17 protein-coding genes are annotated in these 20,791 nt (G+C 42.1%); 8 read left to right on the top strand and 9 right to left on the bottom strand.

What is annotated here, in order from left to right:
• Nucleotides 1-3: 3 nt before the first annotated feature.
• From MUS1_RS00610 to MUS1_RS00600, 3 genes are all read right to left on the bottom strand, one after another.
• On the bottom strand, nt 4-927 hold the full coding sequence (locus MUS1_RS00610; RefSeq protein ID WP_036157644.1) for an ABC transporter permease: 924 nt from the start codon (nt 925-927) through the stop codon (nt 4-6).
• 168 nt (nt 928-1,095) lie between these two features.
• Nucleotides 1,096-2,625 (bottom strand): ABC transporter substrate-binding protein, encoded by a 1,530-nt coding sequence (locus MUS1_RS00605; protein WP_036157641.1) that lies wholly within the window; start codon nt 2,623-2,625, stop codon nt 1,096-1,098.
• Between the two features lie 47 nt (nt 2,626-2,672).
• Nucleotides 2,673-4,505, bottom strand: coding sequence for an ABC transporter ATP-binding protein (locus tag MUS1_RS00600; protein WP_036157638.1), 1,833 nt, complete (start codon nt 4,503-4,505; stop codon nt 2,673-2,675).
• A 207-nt stretch (nt 4,506-4,712) separates the two neighbouring features.
• On the opposite strand from MUS1_RS00600, the gene MUS1_RS00595 reads away from it, so the two are divergent.
• On the top strand, nt 4,713-5,624 hold the full coding sequence (locus MUS1_RS00595; protein ID WP_036157635.1) for a LysR family transcriptional regulator: 912 nt from the start codon (nt 4,713-4,715) through the stop codon (nt 5,622-5,624).
• A gap of 21 nt (nt 5,625-5,645) precedes the next feature.
• Here MUS1_RS00595 and MUS1_RS00590 read toward each other — a convergent pair whose 3' ends face one another.
• Both MUS1_RS00590 and MUS1_RS00585 read right to left on the bottom strand, forming a co-directional pair.
• Nucleotides 5,646-6,032 carry a SufE family protein gene (locus tag MUS1_RS00590; protein ID WP_036157633.1) on the bottom strand — a complete coding sequence of 129 codons (387 nt, stop codon included), beginning with the start codon at nt 6,030-6,032 and terminating at the stop codon, nt 5,646-5,648.
• Between the two features lie 5 nt (nt 6,033-6,037).
• Entirely contained in the window at nt 6,038-7,255 is a 1,218-nt protein-coding gene (locus MUS1_RS00585) for an aminotransferase class V-fold PLP-dependent enzyme (RefSeq protein WP_036157631.1), read from the bottom strand.
• A gap of 152 nt (nt 7,256-7,407) precedes the next feature.
• Between MUS1_RS00585 and MUS1_RS00580 the strand changes: the two genes are divergently transcribed.
• Nucleotides 7,408-8,904 (top strand): GntR family transcriptional regulator, encoded by a 1,497-nt coding sequence (locus MUS1_RS00580; RefSeq protein WP_036157628.1) that lies wholly within the window; start codon nt 7,408-7,410, stop codon nt 8,902-8,904.
• A 32-nt stretch (nt 8,905-8,936) separates the two neighbouring features.
• Here MUS1_RS00580 and MUS1_RS00575 read toward each other — a convergent pair whose 3' ends face one another.
• The 3 genes from MUS1_RS00575 to MUS1_RS00565 form a co-directional block, all read right to left on the bottom strand.
• Nucleotides 8,937-9,563 (bottom strand): DsbA family protein, encoded by a 627-nt coding sequence (locus MUS1_RS00575; protein WP_036157624.1) that lies wholly within the window; start codon nt 9,561-9,563, stop codon nt 8,937-8,939.
• A 172-nt stretch (nt 9,564-9,735) separates the two neighbouring features.
• Nucleotides 9,736-10,932 (bottom strand): amino acid aminotransferase, encoded by a 1,197-nt coding sequence (locus MUS1_RS00570; RefSeq protein ID WP_036157621.1) that lies wholly within the window; start codon nt 10,930-10,932, stop codon nt 9,736-9,738.
• Nucleotides 10,933-11,227: 295 nt separating this feature from the next.
• Entirely contained in the window at nt 11,228-11,422 is a 195-nt protein-coding gene (locus MUS1_RS00565) for a PA3496 family putative envelope integrity protein (RefSeq protein ID WP_036157620.1), read from the bottom strand.
• Nucleotides 11,423-11,608: 186 nt separating this feature from the next.
• Between MUS1_RS00565 and uvrD the strand changes: the two genes are divergently transcribed.
• Complete coding sequence (uvrD, locus tag MUS1_RS00560) at nt 11,609-13,822, top strand: DNA helicase II (RefSeq protein ID WP_036157619.1); 2,214 nt, start codon at nt 11,609-11,611, stop codon at nt 13,820-13,822.
• Nucleotides 13,823-13,945: 123 nt separating this feature from the next.
• On the opposite strand, the gene MUS1_RS00555 is transcribed toward uvrD, so the two are convergent.
• Nucleotides 13,946-14,143 (bottom strand): hypothetical protein, encoded by a 198-nt coding sequence (locus tag MUS1_RS00555; protein WP_051436018.1) that lies wholly within the window; start codon nt 14,141-14,143, stop codon nt 13,946-13,948.
• Nucleotides 14,144-14,261: 118 nt separating this feature from the next.
• On the opposite strand from MUS1_RS00555, the gene MUS1_RS00550 reads away from it, so the two are divergent.
• From MUS1_RS00550 to MUS1_RS00530, 5 genes are all read left to right on the top strand, one after another.
• A complete protein-coding gene (locus MUS1_RS00550; protein ID WP_245595700.1) occupies nt 14,262-15,338 on the top strand; it encodes a Gfo/Idh/MocA family oxidoreductase in 1,077 nt (358 codons plus the stop codon).
• Between the two features lie 212 nt (nt 15,339-15,550).
• Nucleotides 15,551-16,663, top strand: coding sequence for a TRAP transporter substrate-binding protein (locus MUS1_RS00545; RefSeq protein WP_036159012.1), 1,113 nt, complete (start codon nt 15,551-15,553; stop codon nt 16,661-16,663).
• Between the two features lie 113 nt (nt 16,664-16,776).
• Nucleotides 16,777-17,886, top strand: coding sequence for a TRAP transporter substrate-binding protein (locus MUS1_RS00540; RefSeq protein WP_036157618.1), 1,110 nt, complete (start codon nt 16,777-16,779; stop codon nt 17,884-17,886).
• Nucleotides 17,887-18,211: 325 nt separating this feature from the next.
• On the top strand, nt 18,212-19,324 hold the full coding sequence (locus MUS1_RS00535; RefSeq protein WP_036157605.1) for a TRAP transporter substrate-binding protein: 1,113 nt from the start codon (nt 18,212-18,214) through the stop codon (nt 19,322-19,324).
• Nucleotides 19,325-19,660: 336 nt separating this feature from the next.
• Nucleotides 19,661-20,773 (top strand): TRAP transporter substrate-binding protein, encoded by a 1,113-nt coding sequence (locus MUS1_RS00530; protein ID WP_036157602.1) that lies wholly within the window; start codon nt 19,661-19,663, stop codon nt 20,771-20,773.
• Nucleotides 20,774-20,791 lie beyond the last annotated feature (18 nt).

Raw genomic sequence — 20,791 nt, 5'->3', positions numbered from 1 at the left:
TTATTACTCCGTACGAATACGTGGATCGATCAAGCCATAGGCAATATCAACCAACAGGTTAACGCTAACAATAAGCATTGATAGAATGGTGATAACGGCTTGTAGTACGGGATAATCTCGACCACTTACTGCGTCAAAAGCGAGTGTGCCAAGACCAGGCCAATTAAAAACTCGTTCAATAATGACGATACCGCCTAATAAGCCTCCAAATTGCAGACCAAAATAGGTAATAAGAGGGATCGCACAGTTACGTAAAGCATGCTTATAAAGTACGGTGTTTTCACTCAAACCCTTTGCTCTGGCAACCATAATGTACTGGGCTTGTAACGTTTCCAGCATAGAAGACCGTACTAATCGAACATTGGTCGCCGTCAGAATAATAGCCATAGTAAAAGCTGGCATTAAAAAGCTGATGAAGCCATCCATACCGCTCGGCGGAAGCCACTGTAGCCAAATAGAAAATACTAAAACCAACATTAGAGCTAGCCAAAAATTTGGGAAAGATAAGCCAACTAAAGAAACAATTCTTATGACCTGATCGGCCCATTTACCTTTAGAAACAGCCGCTTTGATGCCTAATGGAATAGAAATAATAATCGAGATAAACATAACGGATGCTGCCAACATTAAGGTGGCAGGCAATGACTTACTTATAAGGTAAGAAACGGATGTTCCTCCCATAAAGCTACGTCCAAAATCAAAGCTAAATATGCCTTTGATAAAATCGAAGTACTGAGCAAAAAATGGTTTATTGATTCCCAACGCTTCGCGAATCATCATGAGATCCGCTTCTGTCACACTACCAGCTTCTTGGGTCAGCATAAGGGCTGGATCACCGGTTAAACGTATTGCAAAAGCAACGATTAAGGTAACGGCTATCAGCACAAATATCGCTTGTAGAAACCGTTTCATTAAAAAGCTCGCCATGACTTTTCCTTTAAATAAGAGAGACGATTTAAAACGTCATCTTTCAAAACAGTGGGCACAGCTCAGCTATTTCAAAACCAATAACTGAACTGTTCTGTTCTGTTGATCACTTTTCTGTAACCTGCCTACAGATAAAATCAGACAGGTTGTAAGTATAAAAAAGAGTGTCTAATCAACAGTTACATCGGATAAACGTAAACGGCTATCAGGTACAGGAGTAAAGTTTTTAACTCTTGTAGAAACGCCGAAGATAGCGTTTAAGCTGTACAAAGGCATTTCTAAGGCACGATTTGCTGTGTAGTTAGCAATAGACTTAAGAATTTCTTCACGTTTGGCGCGATCGGTAATGGAACGTTGAGACTCCAATAATGCATCTAACTCAAGATCACTGTCATATGGGTTCCATTTTTCACCAGTGTGATACATGAAGTAAGCGGTATTATCATAGTCGAGGGTCCAGCCTCCCCAAGATTGTTGGAACATTTCACCAGTCTTACCTGCAGGAACAATGTCATTTAGTAACACACTTGTTTCGTAAGGTTTGATGGTTGCGTTTAATCCAATAACCTGTAAATAACTGGCAACGGCCTGAGAAACCTCATTAAAGGTTGCATTATTACCACGGATATCGATTTGAATTTTAGCGCCCGGTTTGATTCCAGCCGCTTTTAAAAGTTGCATTGCTTTGTTTGGGTCATAAGGCAATGGTTTCATTGTTGGATCTTCACCAAATGAAATTGCACTTTGGAAGCTAGAGATAGCCGATGCTTGACCATCTAAAATAGAATCTATAATGGCTTGACGATCTACTCCGTAAATCAAAGCTTTACGAACTCGTTCGTCTTTTGTAATGCCATTTTTGGTATTAAAACGCAAAGCATACACAGTTGGACTAACGGTTGTGACAACCTTTAGTTTAGGATCTTTTTCAATTGTAGAGATCATGCCAATTGGTATCGTTGGTGGAATGACCAAATCAACACGACCTGATTGTAGTTCTGCAACAGCAGTAGAAGGCTCACTAATAAAGCGGTAATTGAGGTTTGTTAGTTTTGGTGCTCCACCCCAATGTTTTTCAAAGGCTTCTAGCTTAATGCCTACTTTCGGTTCGTAAGAGGCAAACTTAAAAGGTCCGGTTCCCATTGGGTGAGTATTAAAGAAGTCTTCCCCTTTTTCTTTAATATAGGCTGGTGGCACTATCATGGCACCATAGCCGGCAAGTTTCGTGAGTAATACAGGGTCAGCCGCTTTCAAATGGAAGTCGACCGTATAGTCATCAATAATTTCGACTGAATCGATTGCTGCGTAATTGGAGCGTTGAGGGCCTTTTCTGCCTTCATCACCCATTAATCGGTCAAAGGTGAATTTGACCGTATTTGAGTTAAATGCTTCACCATTATGGAATGTGACACCTTGACGTAATATAAAGCGAATACGAGTGCCGTTATCCAACTGCTCCCATGATGTTGCCAAACCTGGTTGTAATTTCAAATCGGGACTACGGTAGGTCAAACCATCGTACATATTGGTTGCAACAGAAGCCCAATTAACCAAAAAGGTATCAATAGGGTCCCAGCTACCTGGATCTTGTGGGGAAGAAACTGTTAACGTACCAGCAAAACCGAATGTTGCCATGGTTAAGCTGCTTGTCACCGCGATGGCTTTAAATGCCTTCGTTAGAGCGCTTTGTTTATTCATTTTTTAACTCCGTTCTTTTGTGATAAGGGTGGATGTTATTATTATTTTCATAATGTGCCAGCGACGAAATGCCCTGGGGCGATTTCTCGATGAGGAACAATAGTGGGCTCGTTTCCTACTTGACGTACAGGACTTGGGATTTCTCCACTAAGACGACCTGAACTGCGGACAATGGTTGGATCCGCAACAGGAACAGCACTAAGTAAGCGTTGGGTGTAAGGATGGGTTGGTGTCTCAAGGACTTGTTGACGAGAGCCTAATTCAGCGACTTGGCCAAGGTATAAGACAGCAACGCGGTGACTCATTTTTTCGACGACAGCCATATCGTGACTGATGAACAAGTAAGCGATGCCATGCTCTTCTTGCAACTCCATAAAGAGGTTAATAATTTGCGCTTGAATAGAGACATCAAGAGCCGATAACGCTTCATCAGCAATGATGAGTTTAGGGTTGGACGCTAATGCTCTAGCAATACAAATACGTTGTCGTTGCCCACCCGAAAACTGATGTGGGTAGCGTTCAGCGTGTTCTTTAGTTAAACCGACGCGTTCTAATAACTCATGCACCCTTTGTTGAATTTTTTGTTCACCACGAATCAAGTTATGCGTTTTAATTGGCTCTGCAATGGAAAAACCGATGGTTTTTCTTGGATCAAGGGAGGCCAAAGGATCTTGGAAAATGTATTGTATTTCTTGACGTAAGCGTTGCTTTTCTGCCTTGCTCATTGCAGAAAAAGGGTTACCTTCAAAACTGATATCGCCGCTGGTCGCTTGCTGCAGTTGTTGAATGGTTCGGCCTATAGTGGATTTACCTGAACCAGACTCTCCAACGAGAGCAAGCGTTTCACCATGAAAGATATCAAAGCTGACTTCTTCTACCGCATGAACTCGATGGGTTACGCGACCAAAAAACCTTTTTTTACTATCAAATCGAGTGACAAGATTTCGTACTGATAACAAAGGTTGTTTATCATAACGAGCGGTCTCTTGTGTTTTTTCTTCACCCACTAAACGAATACCGTCTCCATCCATGACAGTAATAGGAAAACGCTTTGGAAAGCGTTCACCTGTCATACTTCCAAGCTTTGGAACCGCGGCTAATAACGCTTTTGTATAAGGGTGTTGAGGGTTAGCAAAGAGTTCTTTTACTGGGCCTTGTTCTACTTTTTTACCTTTCCACATGACAACCACGTCATCGGCGATTTCGGCAACAACGCCCATATCGTGTGTGATAAAAATCACCGCCATATTCAGTTCTTTTTGTAGGTCATTTAGGATGGTTAAAATTTGCGCTTGAATAGTAACGTCTAAAGCCGTGGTAGGTTCGTCTGCAATAAGAACCTTTGGGCGACACGCTAACGCCATCGCTATCATGACTCTTTGTCTCATGCCTCCTGATAACTGATGAGGATAGCGTTTTAGCATATCTTCAGCATCCGGTAGGCGAACCATTTTTAAGAGTTTGACACTCTCTTTAAGAGCTTCCGTTTTACTGAGTTTTTTATGCAAAGAAAGAGATTCTGAAATCTGATCGCCTACGGTAAAAACAGGGTTAAGCGATGTCATTGGCTCTTGGAAAATCATGGCTATGTCTTTACCACGAATAGAGCGCATTTCTTCTTGTGACTGAGATAAAAGGTCAATTTCTCCATTTTCTGTAGAGAATAGAATACGTCCAGATGGGTAACTAGCCCCGGTACTTTCTGCGAGACGCATAATCGATTGTGATGTGACCGATTTTCCTGATCCTGACTCTCCGACAATGGCGAGTGTACGGCCTGCCATAACAGAAAAATTAAGGCCATCAATAACGCGCGTATGACCAAACTCTACGGATAGATTCTCTACGGTCAATATTGGAGAAAATGAAGTGTCTGTCACTAAATAATCCTTATTATCAAGGTGAATTGGATAGCAGGTACTTTCGTGTCATGGAGACCTGTTTAAACGGTGTTTATTTCGAGTTATAACGCTTCTTTAGACATTCATATTTTTTACTTACTTTTATAATGTGAATTTAACGACATCACTTCCACTTATATTAATGTATGGTTGATAACTAAATATTATGGATAGGTGTTTTTTAGTATGAAATTTAGGCAAATTGAAGCCTTTCGCTACATTATGTTGCGGGGTACAACGGCTGCTGCCGCAGCAGAAATGCATGTTTCTCAGCCCGCAGTAAGCCGCCTATTGAGTGATCTAGAGTATTCCTTAGGTTTTTCTCTCTTTGACCGCCGAAAAGGTCGCTTATACCCAACTCAGGAAGCAACTGATTTTTTTCGCTCTGTTGAAGAAAGCTTCTTGGGAATGGAAAAATTAGAGTCTGTCGCATCAAAGATTCGCACCCGTACTCCAAACGAGCTAAAAATCACAAGCACATCCGCTATCGCGAGTACTTTATTACCTCTCGCTTTAGAAGAGCATAAAAAATTCTTTCCTGACGAACGCGTAACGATTCATACTGACGCTATATCTGCGTTAATTATAAAGTTACAAGCTGGTTCTGTTGATTTAGCGATTGGTTTGGAGCTGCCTCAGCTTATTGGTATTGAGCGTGAATTTATTGGTAATGCACGTTTTGTTTTTGCTGCGAGATCAGACCATCCACTCGCTAAAAAAAGTGTGATTACAGCACAAGATTTGATTGGTGAGTCTGTATTAACGGTTGTGGACGATTCCCCTGTTTATTGGAGCGAATTGGGAGGTGCACTTAACTCCGTTAAATCACAACTTAAACAAAATATTATGATAGACACCTCACATACTGGTTATTCGATGATAGCTGCAGGTCTTGCTGTTGGGGTGCTTGAGCCTTTTGCGGCAAGAGTTTGGGAAGGGAGAGGTGTTGTCATTCGTCCTTTTGAACCTGCCATTTATTACCCTTATGGACTGGCTTATCCAACCAATGCTCGACACCATAAATCTTTATATAGTTTTACCCAATCTATTCTAAAAGTAGCTCAAGGTATGAGAGAGTTTGGTTCTGGCTCTAATTAATATAAAAAGCTCATAACAGATTTAGCATGAGGTGAGTTTTTTAATAATAGACAATACGCCATTGGTTCGTGAGCTGGTGAGGTAACTGGATAGATTCAGTTCAGTTAGTTCTGCTTTTAAGTCCATTGCTTGGATTTCAGCAATGGTTTTTCCTTCAACTAAGCTCAATAAGGCAACCAAAACACCGCGCATCAGTTTGGCGTCGCTGTCGGCTTTGAAGTGGCGTTTTCCGTCCATCGTTGCCTCTATTAACCAAACTGCGCTTTCGCAGCCTTTTACTTTATTTTCGTCGGTTTTCTCTTCCTCAGAAAGACGAGGTAAGTTTTTGCTTAAGGTAACTAATGCTTTGAATGTTTCTTCTTTACTACGGCAAGCTTGGAGGTGCTCTTTTATATTAAAGTTAGTCATGTTTATTACTCATCACCTAATATATCAATAGCTTCTATTAATACGTCGCAGAAGCGATTGGCTTCTTCTATTGTGTTGTAACACGCAAAAGAGGCACGTAATGTTCCCTCGATACCCAGTTCCGTCATTAAGGGTTGGGCACAGTGAGAACCAGATCTAACGCCTATGCCTTGGCTGTCTAAATAAGCATTTAAATCCATCGTGTGAATATTGGATACAGATAAAGATACCAAGGTTGTATTGGTTTCAGGGGAATAAAGTATGATGCTTTTTTCCGATTTTAGACGTTTGTAGGTATATGTCGCTAAGGATTGTTCCCAAGCGAGTAAAGCGGGTCTGTCTTGTTCCGTTAAGAAGTTACAAGCCGCCGCTAAACCAATCGCGCCTTCTATATTGGGCGTTCCAGCTTCTAATCGATAAGGTAAATCATTGAATTCTGTCGCTTGATACGACACTTTACGCACCATTTCTCCGCCGGTTTGATACGGTGTTAATGCCTCTAGTGCAGGTATTTTTCCATACAAAACACCAATGCCAGTTGGGCCATACATCTTGTGGCCTGAGAAGACATAAAAATCACAATCTAAAGTTTCTACATCAACAGGATAATGCGCCACCACTTGTGCGCCATCGACTAATGTCATCGCGCCTTGTTCTTTGGCTAGGCTCAACATGGTTTGTAATGGCGTGCTGACACCAATGGCGTTGGAAACTTGTGTTGCAGCAAAGATTCGTGTTTTTTGCGTAAAGTAGGATTCACATTCTGCTTTCCACTGACCATTAGCTTCCAGCGGTAAAATACGTAAAACAGCACCAGTTCGACTTGCCAATTGTTGCCAAGGAACCAGATTAGCATGATGTTCTAAACTGGTAATGAGGATTTCATCGTTTTTTTCTAAAAGATGCTCTAAGCCATAAGTCACCATATTAATGGCTTCGGTGGTGCCTTTTGTCCAAATGACATGACTCTGTGTTGGCGCATTAATAAAGCGAGCGATTGTGTCGCGAGCCCCTTCAAACTGGTTCGTTGCCCTGACACTTAGAAAGTGCGCACCACGGTGTACGTTGGCATTGGTATTACGGTAATAGTCTTGAATGGCATCTAAAACGCATAAAGGTTTTTGAGTGGTCGCGGCATTGTCTAGGTACGCAAGTGAATGGCCATGAGCCATTTGGTTCAAAATTGGAAAAGAAGAGCGAATAGATAAGGGATCAAAGGTCATGTTCGTTGCGTATCTCACTGGTAAAACGCAGTGGATTGTATATTAACTTCCATCAAAATCGGGAAATATTGGCCTTTTACTTGCGTTTTTTTTATACAGATATAATGATTGATAACAGATACTAGATGACAAACCAGAAAAGGTACAAAGTAGTGGCAGAATTTTTATACAAGGGTGTTGTGGATTGGTTTTTAGATCAGATGTCACAAGAGTCAATTGTGCCTGGTGATCGTATGCCATCTCTACGGGTCTTATCAAAAGAGCTAGGCTTGAGTTTAAATACCGTTATACATGGTTATGAGTTACTAAGCAGTGATGGTTGGATTGAGTCTCGCCCCAAATCTGGTTACTTTGTTTGTCATCGAAGTCATACTAAACCTGCTTTGTTGTTGGCAGGTGAAACACTCCAAAAACTCTCCAACGAAGGCGTAAAGCCCGCTTGGTCTTGCCTTACGCATCGTAGTGCTTTGGTTGATCAAAGTAATGCGGTTTTGGCTCCGATTACTCGTCAGGAAGAAGAGAGCTTACCTATTTTAGGCAAAGGACATTTAATCGTTCGTGAATCTGTTAGTGAATACCTCAAAGGGTTAGGTATTAAGTCTCATGCTTCTCAGCTTTGGCTTAGCCACTCCTCTTTAGCCATTTTTACTCAGAGCGTTCAAAGCTTAACCAAGCGAGACGACACCGTACTTGTATTGGAGCCTTGTGATCCAAGACTGACAACGACATTGCAGAGTCTTGGAAGGCAGGTTATTACAATAAGCGCTGGTGAGCGTGGTGTTGATTTAGACCTAGTAATCCACTGTCTACGAGACGAGTCCATTAGTTTAATTGTATTACCTGGTCAGTTTTCTTTTCCTGCAGGGCAATTAATAAGTAACTTAAGTTTGCGTCGCTGGCTTGCCATAATTGAAGAAATGAAATTGCCTGTGATTGAATGGGATTTATGTTCACATCTCGCTTATCGTGCAGGTCCTATTTTGACCTACAAATCTTTAGATCAATCGGATCAGATTATTTATATCGGTGGAGTGGAATCAAAAGGCGTCGGCCGCTCTGCTGGCTGGTGCTTACCTGGTAGATATCAAAGCTTGTTAGAAGGTGCATTCCTAGGCGCGGATATGGCGCTTAGTGATACCCAACAAACAGTATTAAGTGAGGCTTTGCAGTCTAATAGTAAACGCTCATTAACACGTCGAGCAAGAGACGTTTGGGCGAACTCTGAGCGAGTGAAAGCACACTTAGAAACGCGTTTAGGTAATCATGTTAGTTTTGCCACAAGTAAAGGCGGTATGTCACTCTGGATGCATTTATTAGAGCCTTTAGGTGTCGCCAGTATAACTTCTTTATTAGCCAGCTTCAGGCACGCCATTGTTCCGGGAACTTTAGTCAGTCATGAATCGGATGCGAATCATTGGTTAGCTGTGAATGTGACTTTAGATGATGTAGAACCATTAGCAAAAGCCTTAGCTGAACATTTATCTATTGATAATGAATTGGTTGCTGAAGAAATATTGGTTCAAGAAACAATAGAGAGTAAATCTGCTGAAGAGCTTACTTTAAAAGAAAGCGATAAAAAGTCACGCAACGCAACCACTGAACCTCTTTATAACCCCATGCTTGATCTAATCAATCATGATTTTGGATAGGTTAGTAAAATAAAAGAAGAATAAAAAAGGCGCTAAGAAAGCGCCTTTTTTATTGTCTCCAACATGCTGGTGTGGTTTTTGTAATCCAATGGAATAGGGGTGAGCCTATTTCCAATCAGCAGTGCTAATGAAGGGAAAGAGTTTAAACCAAGGTGTCTTGCTTGTTCGATTTCTTCTTCAATGAGTTTTTCGTTTTTAACGTGCGACATGGCTTTCTGGAAGCTGTCTGCTTTTAGGCCAATTAGCTCGGCACATTCCGTTAAGGTATCAAGATCTGATGGATTCTTGGCATTTAGGTAATAGGCCTTTTGAATTGCGTGGTACATATCTTCCTCAGATCCCATATCTCTTGCCACATAACATGCTCGACAAGCAGGATAGGTTGAACGACGAGGGGAAGCGGTACGCCAAAAATCAAAGTTAAACTCTGTTCCTAACGTTATTTGGATATTCTTCCACGTACTTTCTAGCTTGTACTTCATGTCTTCTGGCATAGGAATATCTGAGTCAATCGCTAAGCCTCCTAGCATTGGCTGGATAGTCAATTGGTCTGAATCAATTAACCCTTGCAGGGATTGCTGTAGCTTTGTCCAAGTAGGACTAAATCCCCAACACCAACTACACATTGGGTCATAGCAATAAATCAGTGTGGCAGTCATTGACGGCTCCATTATTGAATTCATATAAAAACAGTTTCATAAGGTAACAGTGTCTTTGACTAGAAAACAACTGACGAACACCTTAGATCTAAAAAAAGCGTATAAAAAAACGACTTTTACCGAGAAGGGAAAAGTCGTTTTATGATGCTAAACAAAGATGCATTACTGAAAGTTAATCTTTTAGGATCTCAGCAATAGCATTACAAAGCGGTTCCATGTTGTCGTGAGTCAACCCCGCCACACTGATACGCCCAGAACCCACAATGTAAATACTGTAGTCTTTACGAAGCTGAGCGACTTGGTCTGGAGTAAGACCGGAAAAAGAGAACATACCTTGTTGCTGTGAAATAAACGAGAAGTCTTGGCTCACGCCTTTTGCTCGTAGTGTATTTACAAACAAACTGCGCATTTCATGAATGCGTATACGCATGTCTTTTAATTCGCTTTCCCATAGGGCATAGAGATCGGCATCGTTTAAAATTTCAGCGACGATAGCTGAGCCATGGGAAGGAGGGTTTGAGTAATTTGTACGGATGCAGCGTTTTACTTGAGTAAAAGCGGTTTCAGCTTGCTCAGCCGTGTCACATACAATTGTCAGTGCACCAACACGTTCATTGTATAGACCAAAATTCTTTGAAAAAGAACTCGCTATTAGCATTTCAGGAACATGCTCTAAAAAGGTACGTAACCCTTGAGCATCGTCTGTCAGGTTCTGGCCAAAGCCTTGGTAAGCAAAATCAAATAAAGGTAAGAAACCTTGTTTACTACAAAGCTTAGCCAGCTGATACCACTGTTCTGGTGTTGGATCAACGCCAGTTGGGTTGTGGCAGCAACCATGGAATAACACCACATCGCCTTCCGGAATTTGAGATAAGCTTGCAAGCAGGGCCTCAAAATCCAAAGACTTATTTTTGGCATCGTAATAGGCATAGCTACCGACTTCTAAACCAACAGATTGAAAAACAGACTGATGGTTTGCCCAAGTTGGGTTACTGACCCAAATAGTGGCTTCTGGTAAATGCTTTTTAATGAATTCTGCTGCAACGCGTAAGGCGCCGGTACCGCCAGGTGTATGAGCGGTTTGAGCCAGCTGTTTGGTAATAATGTTGTGATCACTACCAAATAAAAGCTTTTGTACAGCAGTTCGGTAGGCTGGTGCGCCTTCCATACTAAGGTAACTTTTCGTTTTTTCTTTGACTAACAAACGTTCTTCAGCTTGTTTAACCGCTTTTAAAATAGGTGTGTTGCCTTGCTCATCTTTATAAACGCCAACACCCAAATTAATTTTATTTGGATTGGTGTCATTTTTATAAGCGTCGTTAAGACCTAGAATTGGGTCTGCAGGAGCAGCTTGGATATGTTCAAACATGGTAACTCCATGAAGGTTATGTGTTTTTTATTATGAATTAAAATACATAAGAAATAGTGTGCAGTATGGTACTCCAAGACGCCAGTAACCGCCATAAATTGTAGGGAAAGCGTGTGTAATCGGAGTAGAAAATGGCGTTTTTTTAATATAAGTGGAATTTTTATAGAGTAAAAAAGACCCCGCTCACAATATAAATAGAGTGAGATGTACTTTTTTGATCAATAATAAGTATAGGTTTAACCGATTGATCAAACCTATACTTTCATAGTAATCGTAATTTTTAGGTCAAATGAATTTAATCGTCCCAACCGCTCGATATATTATGATGCAGACGTTTTTCTTCTAAATGTTGTTCGATCGCACGTCGTGCTCTGAGCATGCGATAAGCATCATCTTTTTGATTTTGTTCTTTTTTTTCATTATCTAAGCTGATAGCTGCATGAATAATATCAGTTTTTACTTCGGTTAAAGCTTCGTAAAAATCACTCATCGTAATACCCTTTTGGCTTTGCAATGACAGATGAAATGCACAGATCACTGTCATCGGCAGTTGAAAAAAGTCAAAATAGACAGACAACACATTTTCAAGTTAATAAAAAACGGAAATCGATCAAAAATCAATCTCTTTTTACGTGTTTTTTATGACAAAAAGATTAATTAACCATGGCGGAATGTAATGGACGTTTCTTTTATCCTCGACTCATTGAATGACAAGCAACGAGAAGCCGTCGCGGCGCCGTTGCAAAATAGCCTTGTTTTGGCGGGTGCTGGGTCAGGAAAAACCCGCGTATTAGTACATAGAATTGCATGGCTAATGCATGCTTACGAATTATCACCTTACAGTTTAATGGCCGTAACCTTTACCAATAAAGCAGCTCGCGAGATGCAGGGGCGTATAGAAGAATTGGTTGGTGTTCCGCCACAAGGTATGTGGGTAGGGACCTTCCACGGCTTGGCTCATCGTTTATTACGGGCCCATTGGCGTGATGCAGGTTTAAAAGAAAATTTCCAAATCATGGACAGTGACGACCAGCTTCGTCTTATTAAACGTATTATGCGTAGCTTAGGCATCGATGATACGCGCTGGCCGCCAAAACAAGTGTCTTGGTTTATCAACGGTCAAAAAGACGAAGGTCGTCGTGCAGCGCATGTGCCAGACAGCCACGATCCTTTCTCTAAAGGCATGAAAGAGATCTACTACCATTATGAAGAAGCGTGTGAGCGCGGTGGCTTATTAGACTTTGGTGAGTTACTACTGCGCGCGCATGAACTTATGCTTAGCACGCCAGCCTTGTTACGCCATTATCAAGAGCGCTTCCAACATGTACTGGTGGACGAGTTTCAAGACACCAATACGATTCAATACGCTTGGTTGCGCATCATGGTTGGCAATGAAGGCACAATTACTGCCGTGGGTGATGATGACCAGTCGATTTACGGCTGGCGTGGTGCGAAAATTGAAAACATCCAAAGCTTCACGAAAGATTTCAAAGATGTCGGTACGATTAAACTAGAGCAAAATTACCGCTCAACAGGTCATATTCTAAACGCAGCCAACGGCTTGATTCAGCACAACGATGATCGTCTTGGTAAAGAGCTTTGGACAGAAAGTGGCGAAGGCGATCCAATTTCGCTTTATTCTGGCTTTAACGAACAAGATGAAGCGCGCTTCATTACGGGCATCATCAAGCAATGGAGCGACAAAGGCACCGCATTAAGTGATATGGCGATTTTGTACCGTTCTAACGCGCAATCTCGCGTTATCGAGGAATGCCTTGTTAGGGAACAGATTGCTTACCGTATTTATGGTGGGCATAGATTCTACGACCGTTTGGAAATTAAAAACGCCTTAGCTTACGCGCGTTTAGCAATGGATCCGAACGACGATGGCGCCATGGAGCGTATTGTTAATGTTCCGCCTCGTGGTATTGGTGAACGCAGTATTGGCACCTTGCGAGAGTTTGCTCGTGACCACGGTTGTTCAATGTGGAAGGCCGCTCAAGAAATTGTGAGTCAATCTCTTATGACGGCCAGAGCAACGAATGCCATCCAAGCTTTCTTACACCTTATTGAAGGATTGAGCCGAACAGTTCAACAACCCGATTTGAACCTAAACGACATCTTCGAGCAAATCATCGAAGAAGCGGGTTTGATTCCTTTTCATGAAAAAGAAAAGGGCGAAAAAGGCGAAGCGCGTATCGAAAACTTGAAAGAGTTGGTGGGTGCTGCTGGTAGTTTCAGCTGGAACGATGAAGAAGAAGAGTTTAGCACACCATTAATGGCGTTCTTAGACAAAGCCGTTTTGGATGCAGGTGATGCACAAGCAGACGAACATCAAGAAGCCGTGCAATTAATGACGCTTCACTCTGCCAAAGGCTTGGAGTTTCCGTTGGTGTTTTTAACTGGCGTGGAAGAAAATCTCTTTCCAAGCAAGATGTCGTTTGAAGAACCGGGTCGACTCGCAGAAGAGCGTCGCCTTTGTTATGTGGGCATTACTCGTGCTATGGAGAAACTCTATATTACCTACGCAGAATCTCGTCGTTTGTTTGGTAGTGAATCGTTCAATAGTCCATCGCGTTTTATCAAAGAGCTACCGCCGGAATGTTTGGAAGAAGTGCGCCTACGGTCTCAAGTTAGTCGACCTGTTTCTATGCAACGCCCAGATTATCAATTCGAGAAAAACAAACTGCAAAACAGCAGCGTCTTGAACAGCTACAAAGCACCAGAAGTCACCGTTAACATGGGTGATCGAGTGAATCACCCCGTGTTTGGTGAAGGTTTGGTGATCAACTACGAAGGCCAAGGCCCACAAGCGCGGGTTCAAGTGAACTTCGATGATGAAGGCTCTAAGTGGCTAGTGTTGTCGTTTGCTAAGCTAGAAGTTTTGTAGGCTTTTTTGGTTGTTATATCTCGTTGTCTGATTTGCTTGCGCCTGCTTCGCAAGCTCAGCGCGTCAGCGCAAATCAGACAACGAGATAATATCTAAAGAGGGTGATGAACCTTTGTGCCAGCTTCACAAGTTCAGTAGATCTATGTAAATTTTCCACTCAGTTTCGCATTTTACTATTGGTGGGTTTAACTCTGCTTCTGTTCCCCAACTATTTAACCATTCATGTACTTTGTCTGCTTCGATGACTCTCCCTTGGCGAGCGGATTCGATTGCGTCTAAGGTTTTTTGCCAGTCTATTCTATGTGGTTTTTTCGTATTCATTTTACCTACTCGTTTGCTACGCAGGTTTAATATAATTTAGTTTCTTTTCTCTCATAAAAGCAAATTCTATTTTTAGTCTGTAGACTGTTTTTAAATACAAAAATAATAGGAGTGTGGCATGGCGATGGTTCGAGTTGGTTTGATCGGTTTTGGTTTGTCTGGTCGCATTTTTCATGCGCCGTTTGTGATGAATGATGCAGAGATGGATTTGGTGTGTGTTTGCACGAGCCAAGCGGAAGACGTGACGGCATTTGCACCTGAGGCGCGTGTTGTGTCTACAGCGGAAGCGGTGTTTCAAGCAGACGATATTGATTTAGTGGTGATTACCACGCCGAATGTGTTGCATTTTGATCAAGCAAAGCAGGCACTGGAAAACGGGAAACATGTTTTATTAGAAAAACCCTCTGTAACCAGTGTGAATGAAATAGAGACTCTTTGTACCCTAGCCAAACAAAAAGGCTTGGTGTTTTGTGTGTATCAAAACCGTCGCTTTGATGGTGATTTCCTGCGTTTGAAGGCATTAATAGCTGGTGGTGAGTTAGGTGAGTTGAAGCAGTTGGATTCTCGTTTTGATCGTTTCCGTCCTTTACCTCAAGTGAGATGGCGTGAAGAGCCAGGTGTTGGTGCGGGAATTTTTTGGGATCTTGGCCCTCATTTATTGGATCAAATGTTGTGTTTGTTTGGAAAGCCGGATTGGGTTCAAGCAAGTATTGATACGCTGCGAGAGGGCGGTCAAACAGCGGATACATTTGAAGTTGAGTTGGGGTATGGCGATAAACGTATTCGCCTTGGTCACAGTTCATTTGAGGCCAGTGGTACACGTCGATTCAATGCTCGGTTTACAAAAGGGAGTTGGCAATGTGTTGGTTTAGATCCACAAGAAGAAGCATTAAGAGCAGGGCAAATGCCTTGGGAAAAAACGTTTCCTTCCAGAGCGGCTGAGCAGTCTAATAAACGATTCGTTTTACAAAATTCAGGTGCGGTTGAAATGACTCAAGAAGAGCCAACGCAAGGCAGTTATATTGAGTTTTATAAGCAGTTACGTGATGCCATTCTTTGTGAAAAAACAGTTCATAAAAAACAAGCGCCTGTATCAATGTCGGATGTTTGTCAGTTGGTTTATGGCTTGTGTCTAGCCGAAGAGTCTGCAAAAAGCGGGCAGAGATTGCCTTGGAATTACGTCGCTAATATTTAAGTTTTTGCTCGTGATATTGATAAAAAAGAAATTATTTAATAAATAAGAACTTTTTTCCTTGAAAAGGGTTGAGCAAAATTACTGCACTTCTTATTATCTCTGCCCCTTTGCTGTTCTATCGATCAAAGGGGGGGAGGTTGTCTGCCCATTTTGATGATTTGGCAACGTCTATTTATTCGAAGAACAATAAATTAGCTCTTAGAGGGAAAAACATGCGTAATCTTATTAAGTTCAGCAAGTTGGCTGCGGCTGGTTTGTTGGCTGTCACTTTGGCTGCTTGTGGCGGCTCAGAAGAAACAGATACAAGTAAAGCGGCAAGTGTCGAACAAAAAACTTACGACTGGAAGATGGTGACGTCTTGGCCAAAAAACTTCCCTGGTCTGGGCACGAGTGCAGAAGCGCTTGCGAAAAACATATCTAAGTTATCTGATGGCCGTCTAAATATTAAAGTCTATGCTGCTGGTGAGCTTGTCCCAGCATTAGAAGTTTTTGATACGGTATCTCGTGGTACGGCTGAATTGGGTCATAGCACAGCGTATTACTGGAAAGGTAAAGTGCCAGCGGCGCAGTTTTTCTCCTCTGTACCTTATGGTATGACGGCACAAGAGTTTAATGCTTGGTTGGAATTTGGTGGTGGTATTGAGTTATGGGAAGAGGTGTACGCACCGTTTAATATCATTCCTTTGGCTGCAGGTAATACCGGCCCACAAATGGCAGGTTGGTTTAATAAAGAAATTAATTCTTTAGAAGATTTCCAAGGCTTAAAAATGCGTATGCCAGGTTTAGGTGGTGAAGTTTTGAATCGTGTTGGCGCAACCGCGGTTAATTTGCCAGGCAGTGAAATTTTTACGGCATTGCAAACGGGTACGCTTGATGCAACTGAGTGGGTTGGTCCTTACAATGACTTAGCGTTTGGCTTGTATCGTGCTGCGAAATACTACTACTACCCTGGTTGGCAAGAGTCTGGTTCAGCGGTTGAGCTTTTAGTGAATAAAGACGCAATGGCTACCTTACCAGAAGACTTACAAGAGATTGTTCGTACTGCAACACAGGAAGCGAATTTGTCTATGCTAAGTGAATTCACAGCACGTAATGATGCTGCTTTGGTGACATTGGTTAATGAGCATAAGGTCCAGTTGAAAAAACTTCCTGATGACCTTTTAGCTGCGCTAAAAGTAGCGTCGAAAGAGGTGCTTGAAGATGCGGCTGCAAATGACCCAATGAGTCAAAAGGTTTATGACTCATTCGCAGAGTTTCTTGGGTCTGTTAGTCAATGGCATGATATTTCAGAGCGTGCATTTATTAATGCTCGTGCAGCAGATTAGTATTATTGGCTGCATGCCAAATATCTAAATAATGCAATGAATGAGCCCTCGCTATCGAAAGACCGCAGGGCTTTTTCTTCTCAATTACCTTGTCTTCTAAGGGGTGAAGTCAGATGAATAAAATAAAAATATGGTTAAAGGTCGCCTTGCTTGCTTTAACAGCAACAGTCTTGGTTGCCTGCGGTGAAGCTGAAGAAAAAGTAACAGCGCAAGCAGAACAGAAAGCAGAAGTTATTCATTGGAAAATGGTTACGACTTGGCCAAAAAATGCACCAGGTGTTGGTACTGGAGCGGAAAATCTGGCTAAAAATATCAAAGAAATGTCCAATGGAAGATTGGATATTAAGGTTTATGGGGCTGGTGAATTAGTACCTGCATTGGAAGCATTTGATGCTGTTTCCCGTGGTACGGCTGAAATGGGTCATGGCGCATCTTATTACTGGAAAGGAAAAGTATTTGCTTCGCAGTTTTTTACTACGGTTCCATTTGGCTTGAACGCTCAAGAGTTTAATGCTTGGATTTCTTATGGTGGCGGTTTGGCGCTATGGGAAGAAATTTATGCGCCTTTTAACGTGATTCCTATGGTAGCTGGTAACGCTGGCGTACAAATGGGCGGTTGGTTTAATAAAGAAATCAATTCGTTAGAAGACTTTAAAGGTTTAAAAATGCGTATGCCAGGTTTAGGTGGAGAGGTGCTGAAAAAAGTAGGTGCATCTCCTATTAATTTACCTGCTAGCGAAGTTTTCACAGCGCTTCAAACTGGGGCTATTGATGCTACAGAATGGGTTGGGCCTTACAACGACCTTGCGTTTGGTTTGTACAAAGCTGCGAAATATTACTATTACCCAGGTTGGCATGAGCCGGGCTCCGCTGTTGAAGCTATCTTTAATAAAGATGCTTTTGAAGTCTTGCCAAAAGATTTAAAAGCCATTGTGCGTTCTGCGGTTCAGCAAGCGAATTTAGATATGCTGAATGAGTTTACAGCACGCAATAATGCCGCGTTGCAAACCTTAGTTAATGAACACAAGGTTATTCTTAAACCTTTCCCTGAGGATTTACTTGTTGCATTGAAAAAAGCTTCTTTTGAGACATTAGAAGAAACGGCAGCGAATGATCCAGAAAGCAAAAAGGTATTTGATTCACTGAAAGCGTTTATGGGTTCCGTCAGTGAATGGCATGATGTGTCCGAGCGGGCTTTTATCAACGCTAGATCAAATGATTAAGTGTTAATGATGAGCTGATACTTTGATAAAAGTCAGCAATTTGATCGTTTAAAAAAAGCTTCGTTATCTCAGATAGCGAAGCTTTTTTGTTTTTTGCTTCATCTAATCTAAATACTATCGACGATAAAAAAACAAGAAATCGCTTGAGAGCTGAAGCGTCAATCCATACTATCTCATTAACTTAGTGCATAAAATGTGTCTAAAAAGTCGATTTTTGTCCTTATTTCAAGAGTTCGACTGATACGATTAGGGTCGTATTAACATCGTAGAGCGTTAAGTGCGGAACAATAAAAATAATGAAAACTAGTCTCTTGAGGGATAAACGATGAAAACAATGAAAACATGGAGCAAACTGGCGTTGGTCGGTTTAGCAACAGCGACTTTGGTGGCATGTGGTGGTTCTGATAAAGCAGAAGACACCGCCAAGGTGGATACAAAAGCCGAAGTCATTAATTGGAAAATGGTGACAACTTGGCCAAAGAACTTCCCAGGTTTAGGTACGGGCGCTGAGAATCTAGCTAAGAATATTAGTGAGATGTCTAATGGTCGTTTAAATATAAAAGTGTATGCGGCAGGCGAGCTAGTTCCACCGCTTGAAGTCTTCGATGCCGTTTCTCGTGGTACCGCAGAAATGGGCCATGGCGCAGCGTATTACTGGAAAGGTAAAGCACCAGCCGCTCAATTCTTTACCGCGGTTCCTTTTGGTTTCACTGCACAAGAAATTAATTCTTGGATTCATCATGGTGGCGGTTTAAAACTATGGGAAGAAATCTACGCACCATTTAACTTGATCCCAATGGTTGCAGGTAATACTGGCGTGCAAATGGGCGGTTGGTTCAACAAAGAAATCAATTCTCTAGAAGACTTCCAAGGTCTGAAAATGCGTATTCCAGGTCTTGGTGGGGAAGTCCTGAGAAAAGTTGGCGGTACGCCAATCAACCTGCCTGGCGGTGAAATCTTTACGTCTTTGCAGACTGGCGCAATTGATGCAACAGAGTGGGTAGGTCCTTACAATGATTTAGCCTTTGGCTTACACAAAGTAGCTAAGTTCTACTATTACCCAGGTTGGCACGAGCCAGGCTCCAGTATGGAAGCCATTTTCAACAAAGAAGCATTTGAAGCGTTGCCAAAAGATCTACAAATGATTGTTCGTTCTGCGGCTCGCCAAGCGAATGCGGAAATGTTGGATGAGTTCACGGCGTTGAATAACTCTGCATTACAAACATTGGTAAATGAGCACAACGTTGACTTGAGACCTTTCCCTACTGATGTATTGTCTGCATTGAAAAAAGCATCAGAAGAAACATTGGAAGAAGTCGCGGCAAAAGACCCAATGAGCCAGAAAGTCTATGACTCATTTAAAGACTTCGGCAGTAAAGTTCGCGCATGGCATGAAGTATCTGAGCGTGCTTACATCAATGCTCGAGAAGTTGAATAATTAGCTTTTCTGGCTTAAATCACACGGCCCAGCTTGCTGAGTGAGATAAGCCATTTAGACAGCTTAAAAGCTTCGTTATCCTAGATAGCGGAGCTTTTTTGTTTAACGAGTTAGAATATAAGATAAAAGAAATAAAAAAGGACTTGAGAGAGGGCGCCGCAGTTAATATTATGAATTTACTTAGTGTTAAATATATCTAAAACGCCTTTTTTGTTTTTACCCCAGACATTGGCTTGATGCGATTACCGTTGTGTTAACTGATTTTTTAGAAAGCTAAGATTTGTATCCTTTAACTATTATAAAAATAACGATAACTAGCTTCCTGAGGGAAAAAAAATGAAAACAATAAAAACGTGGAGTAAGCTCGCATTAGTCGGTTTGACGGCGGCAAGCTTGGTGGCTTGTGGCGGATCTGAAAAAGCGGAAGAGGTTGCTAAGGTAGATGCCAAAGCGGAAGTTATTAATTGGAAAATGGTGACAACCTGGCCGAAAAACTTCCCAGGTCTAGGTACTGGCGCTGAAGGGCTTGCACAAAGCATCACAGAAATGTCTGGTGGTCGTTTGAATGTCAAAGTGTACGCTGCTGGTGAGCTGGTTCCTGCACTCGAAGTTTTTGATGCTGTTTCACGTGGTACAGCTGAAATGGGGCACAGTGGCGCCTTTTATTGGAAAGGCAAAGCGCCTGCAGCGCAGTTTTTCTCTGCGGTACCATTTGGCTTTACTGCACAAGAAATGAACTCTTGGCTGCACAATGGTGGCGGTTTGGAATTATGGGAAGAAGTTTACGCACCATTTAATGTGATTCCTATGGCGGCGGGTAATACTGGCGTACAAATGGGCGGTTGGTTCAACAAAGAAATTAATTCCCTAGAAGATTTTCAAGGGCTCAAAATGCGTCTTCCAGGCCTTGGTGGAGAAGTGCTTAGGAAAGTCGGCGGCACGCCAGTTAACTTACCTGGTGGCGAAATCTTTACGGCTCTACAAACGGGCACCATTGATGCCACAGAATGGGTTGGACCATACAATGACCTAGCCTTTGGTTTGTATAAAGCGGCCGAATATTACTACTCTCCAGGTTGGCATGAGCCAGGTTCAACCATGGAAGCGATCTTTAATAAAGACGCTTTTGAGGCCTTACCAAAAGACCTTCAATTGATCGTGCGTGCGGCTGCTCGTCAAGCTAATGCTGTGATGTTGGATGAGTTTACAGCGCGTAATAACGCTGCGTTAGAAAGCTTAGTGAACGAGCACAATGTGGTATTGAAAACTTTCCCTAACGAAGTGCTGGTGGCTTTGAAAGCAGCGGCAGAAGAAACTCTAGAAGAAGTGGCGTCAGCTGATCCAATGAGTCGCAAAGTGTACGACTCGTTTAAAGACTTCAACAGCAAGGTACGTGCGTGGCATGAAGTGTCTGAACGTGCGTTTATTAATGCTCGAGAAGTGGAATAAGCAATAAAACACGGACAT

The organism is Marinomonas ushuaiensis DSM 15871, assembly GCF_000521805.1.
In the GTDB taxonomy this organism is placed as follows: domain Bacteria; phylum Pseudomonadota; class Gammaproteobacteria; order Pseudomonadales; family Marinomonadaceae; genus Marinomonas; species Marinomonas ushuaiensis.
This window is presented reverse-complemented; position numbering and strand designations above follow the sequence as displayed.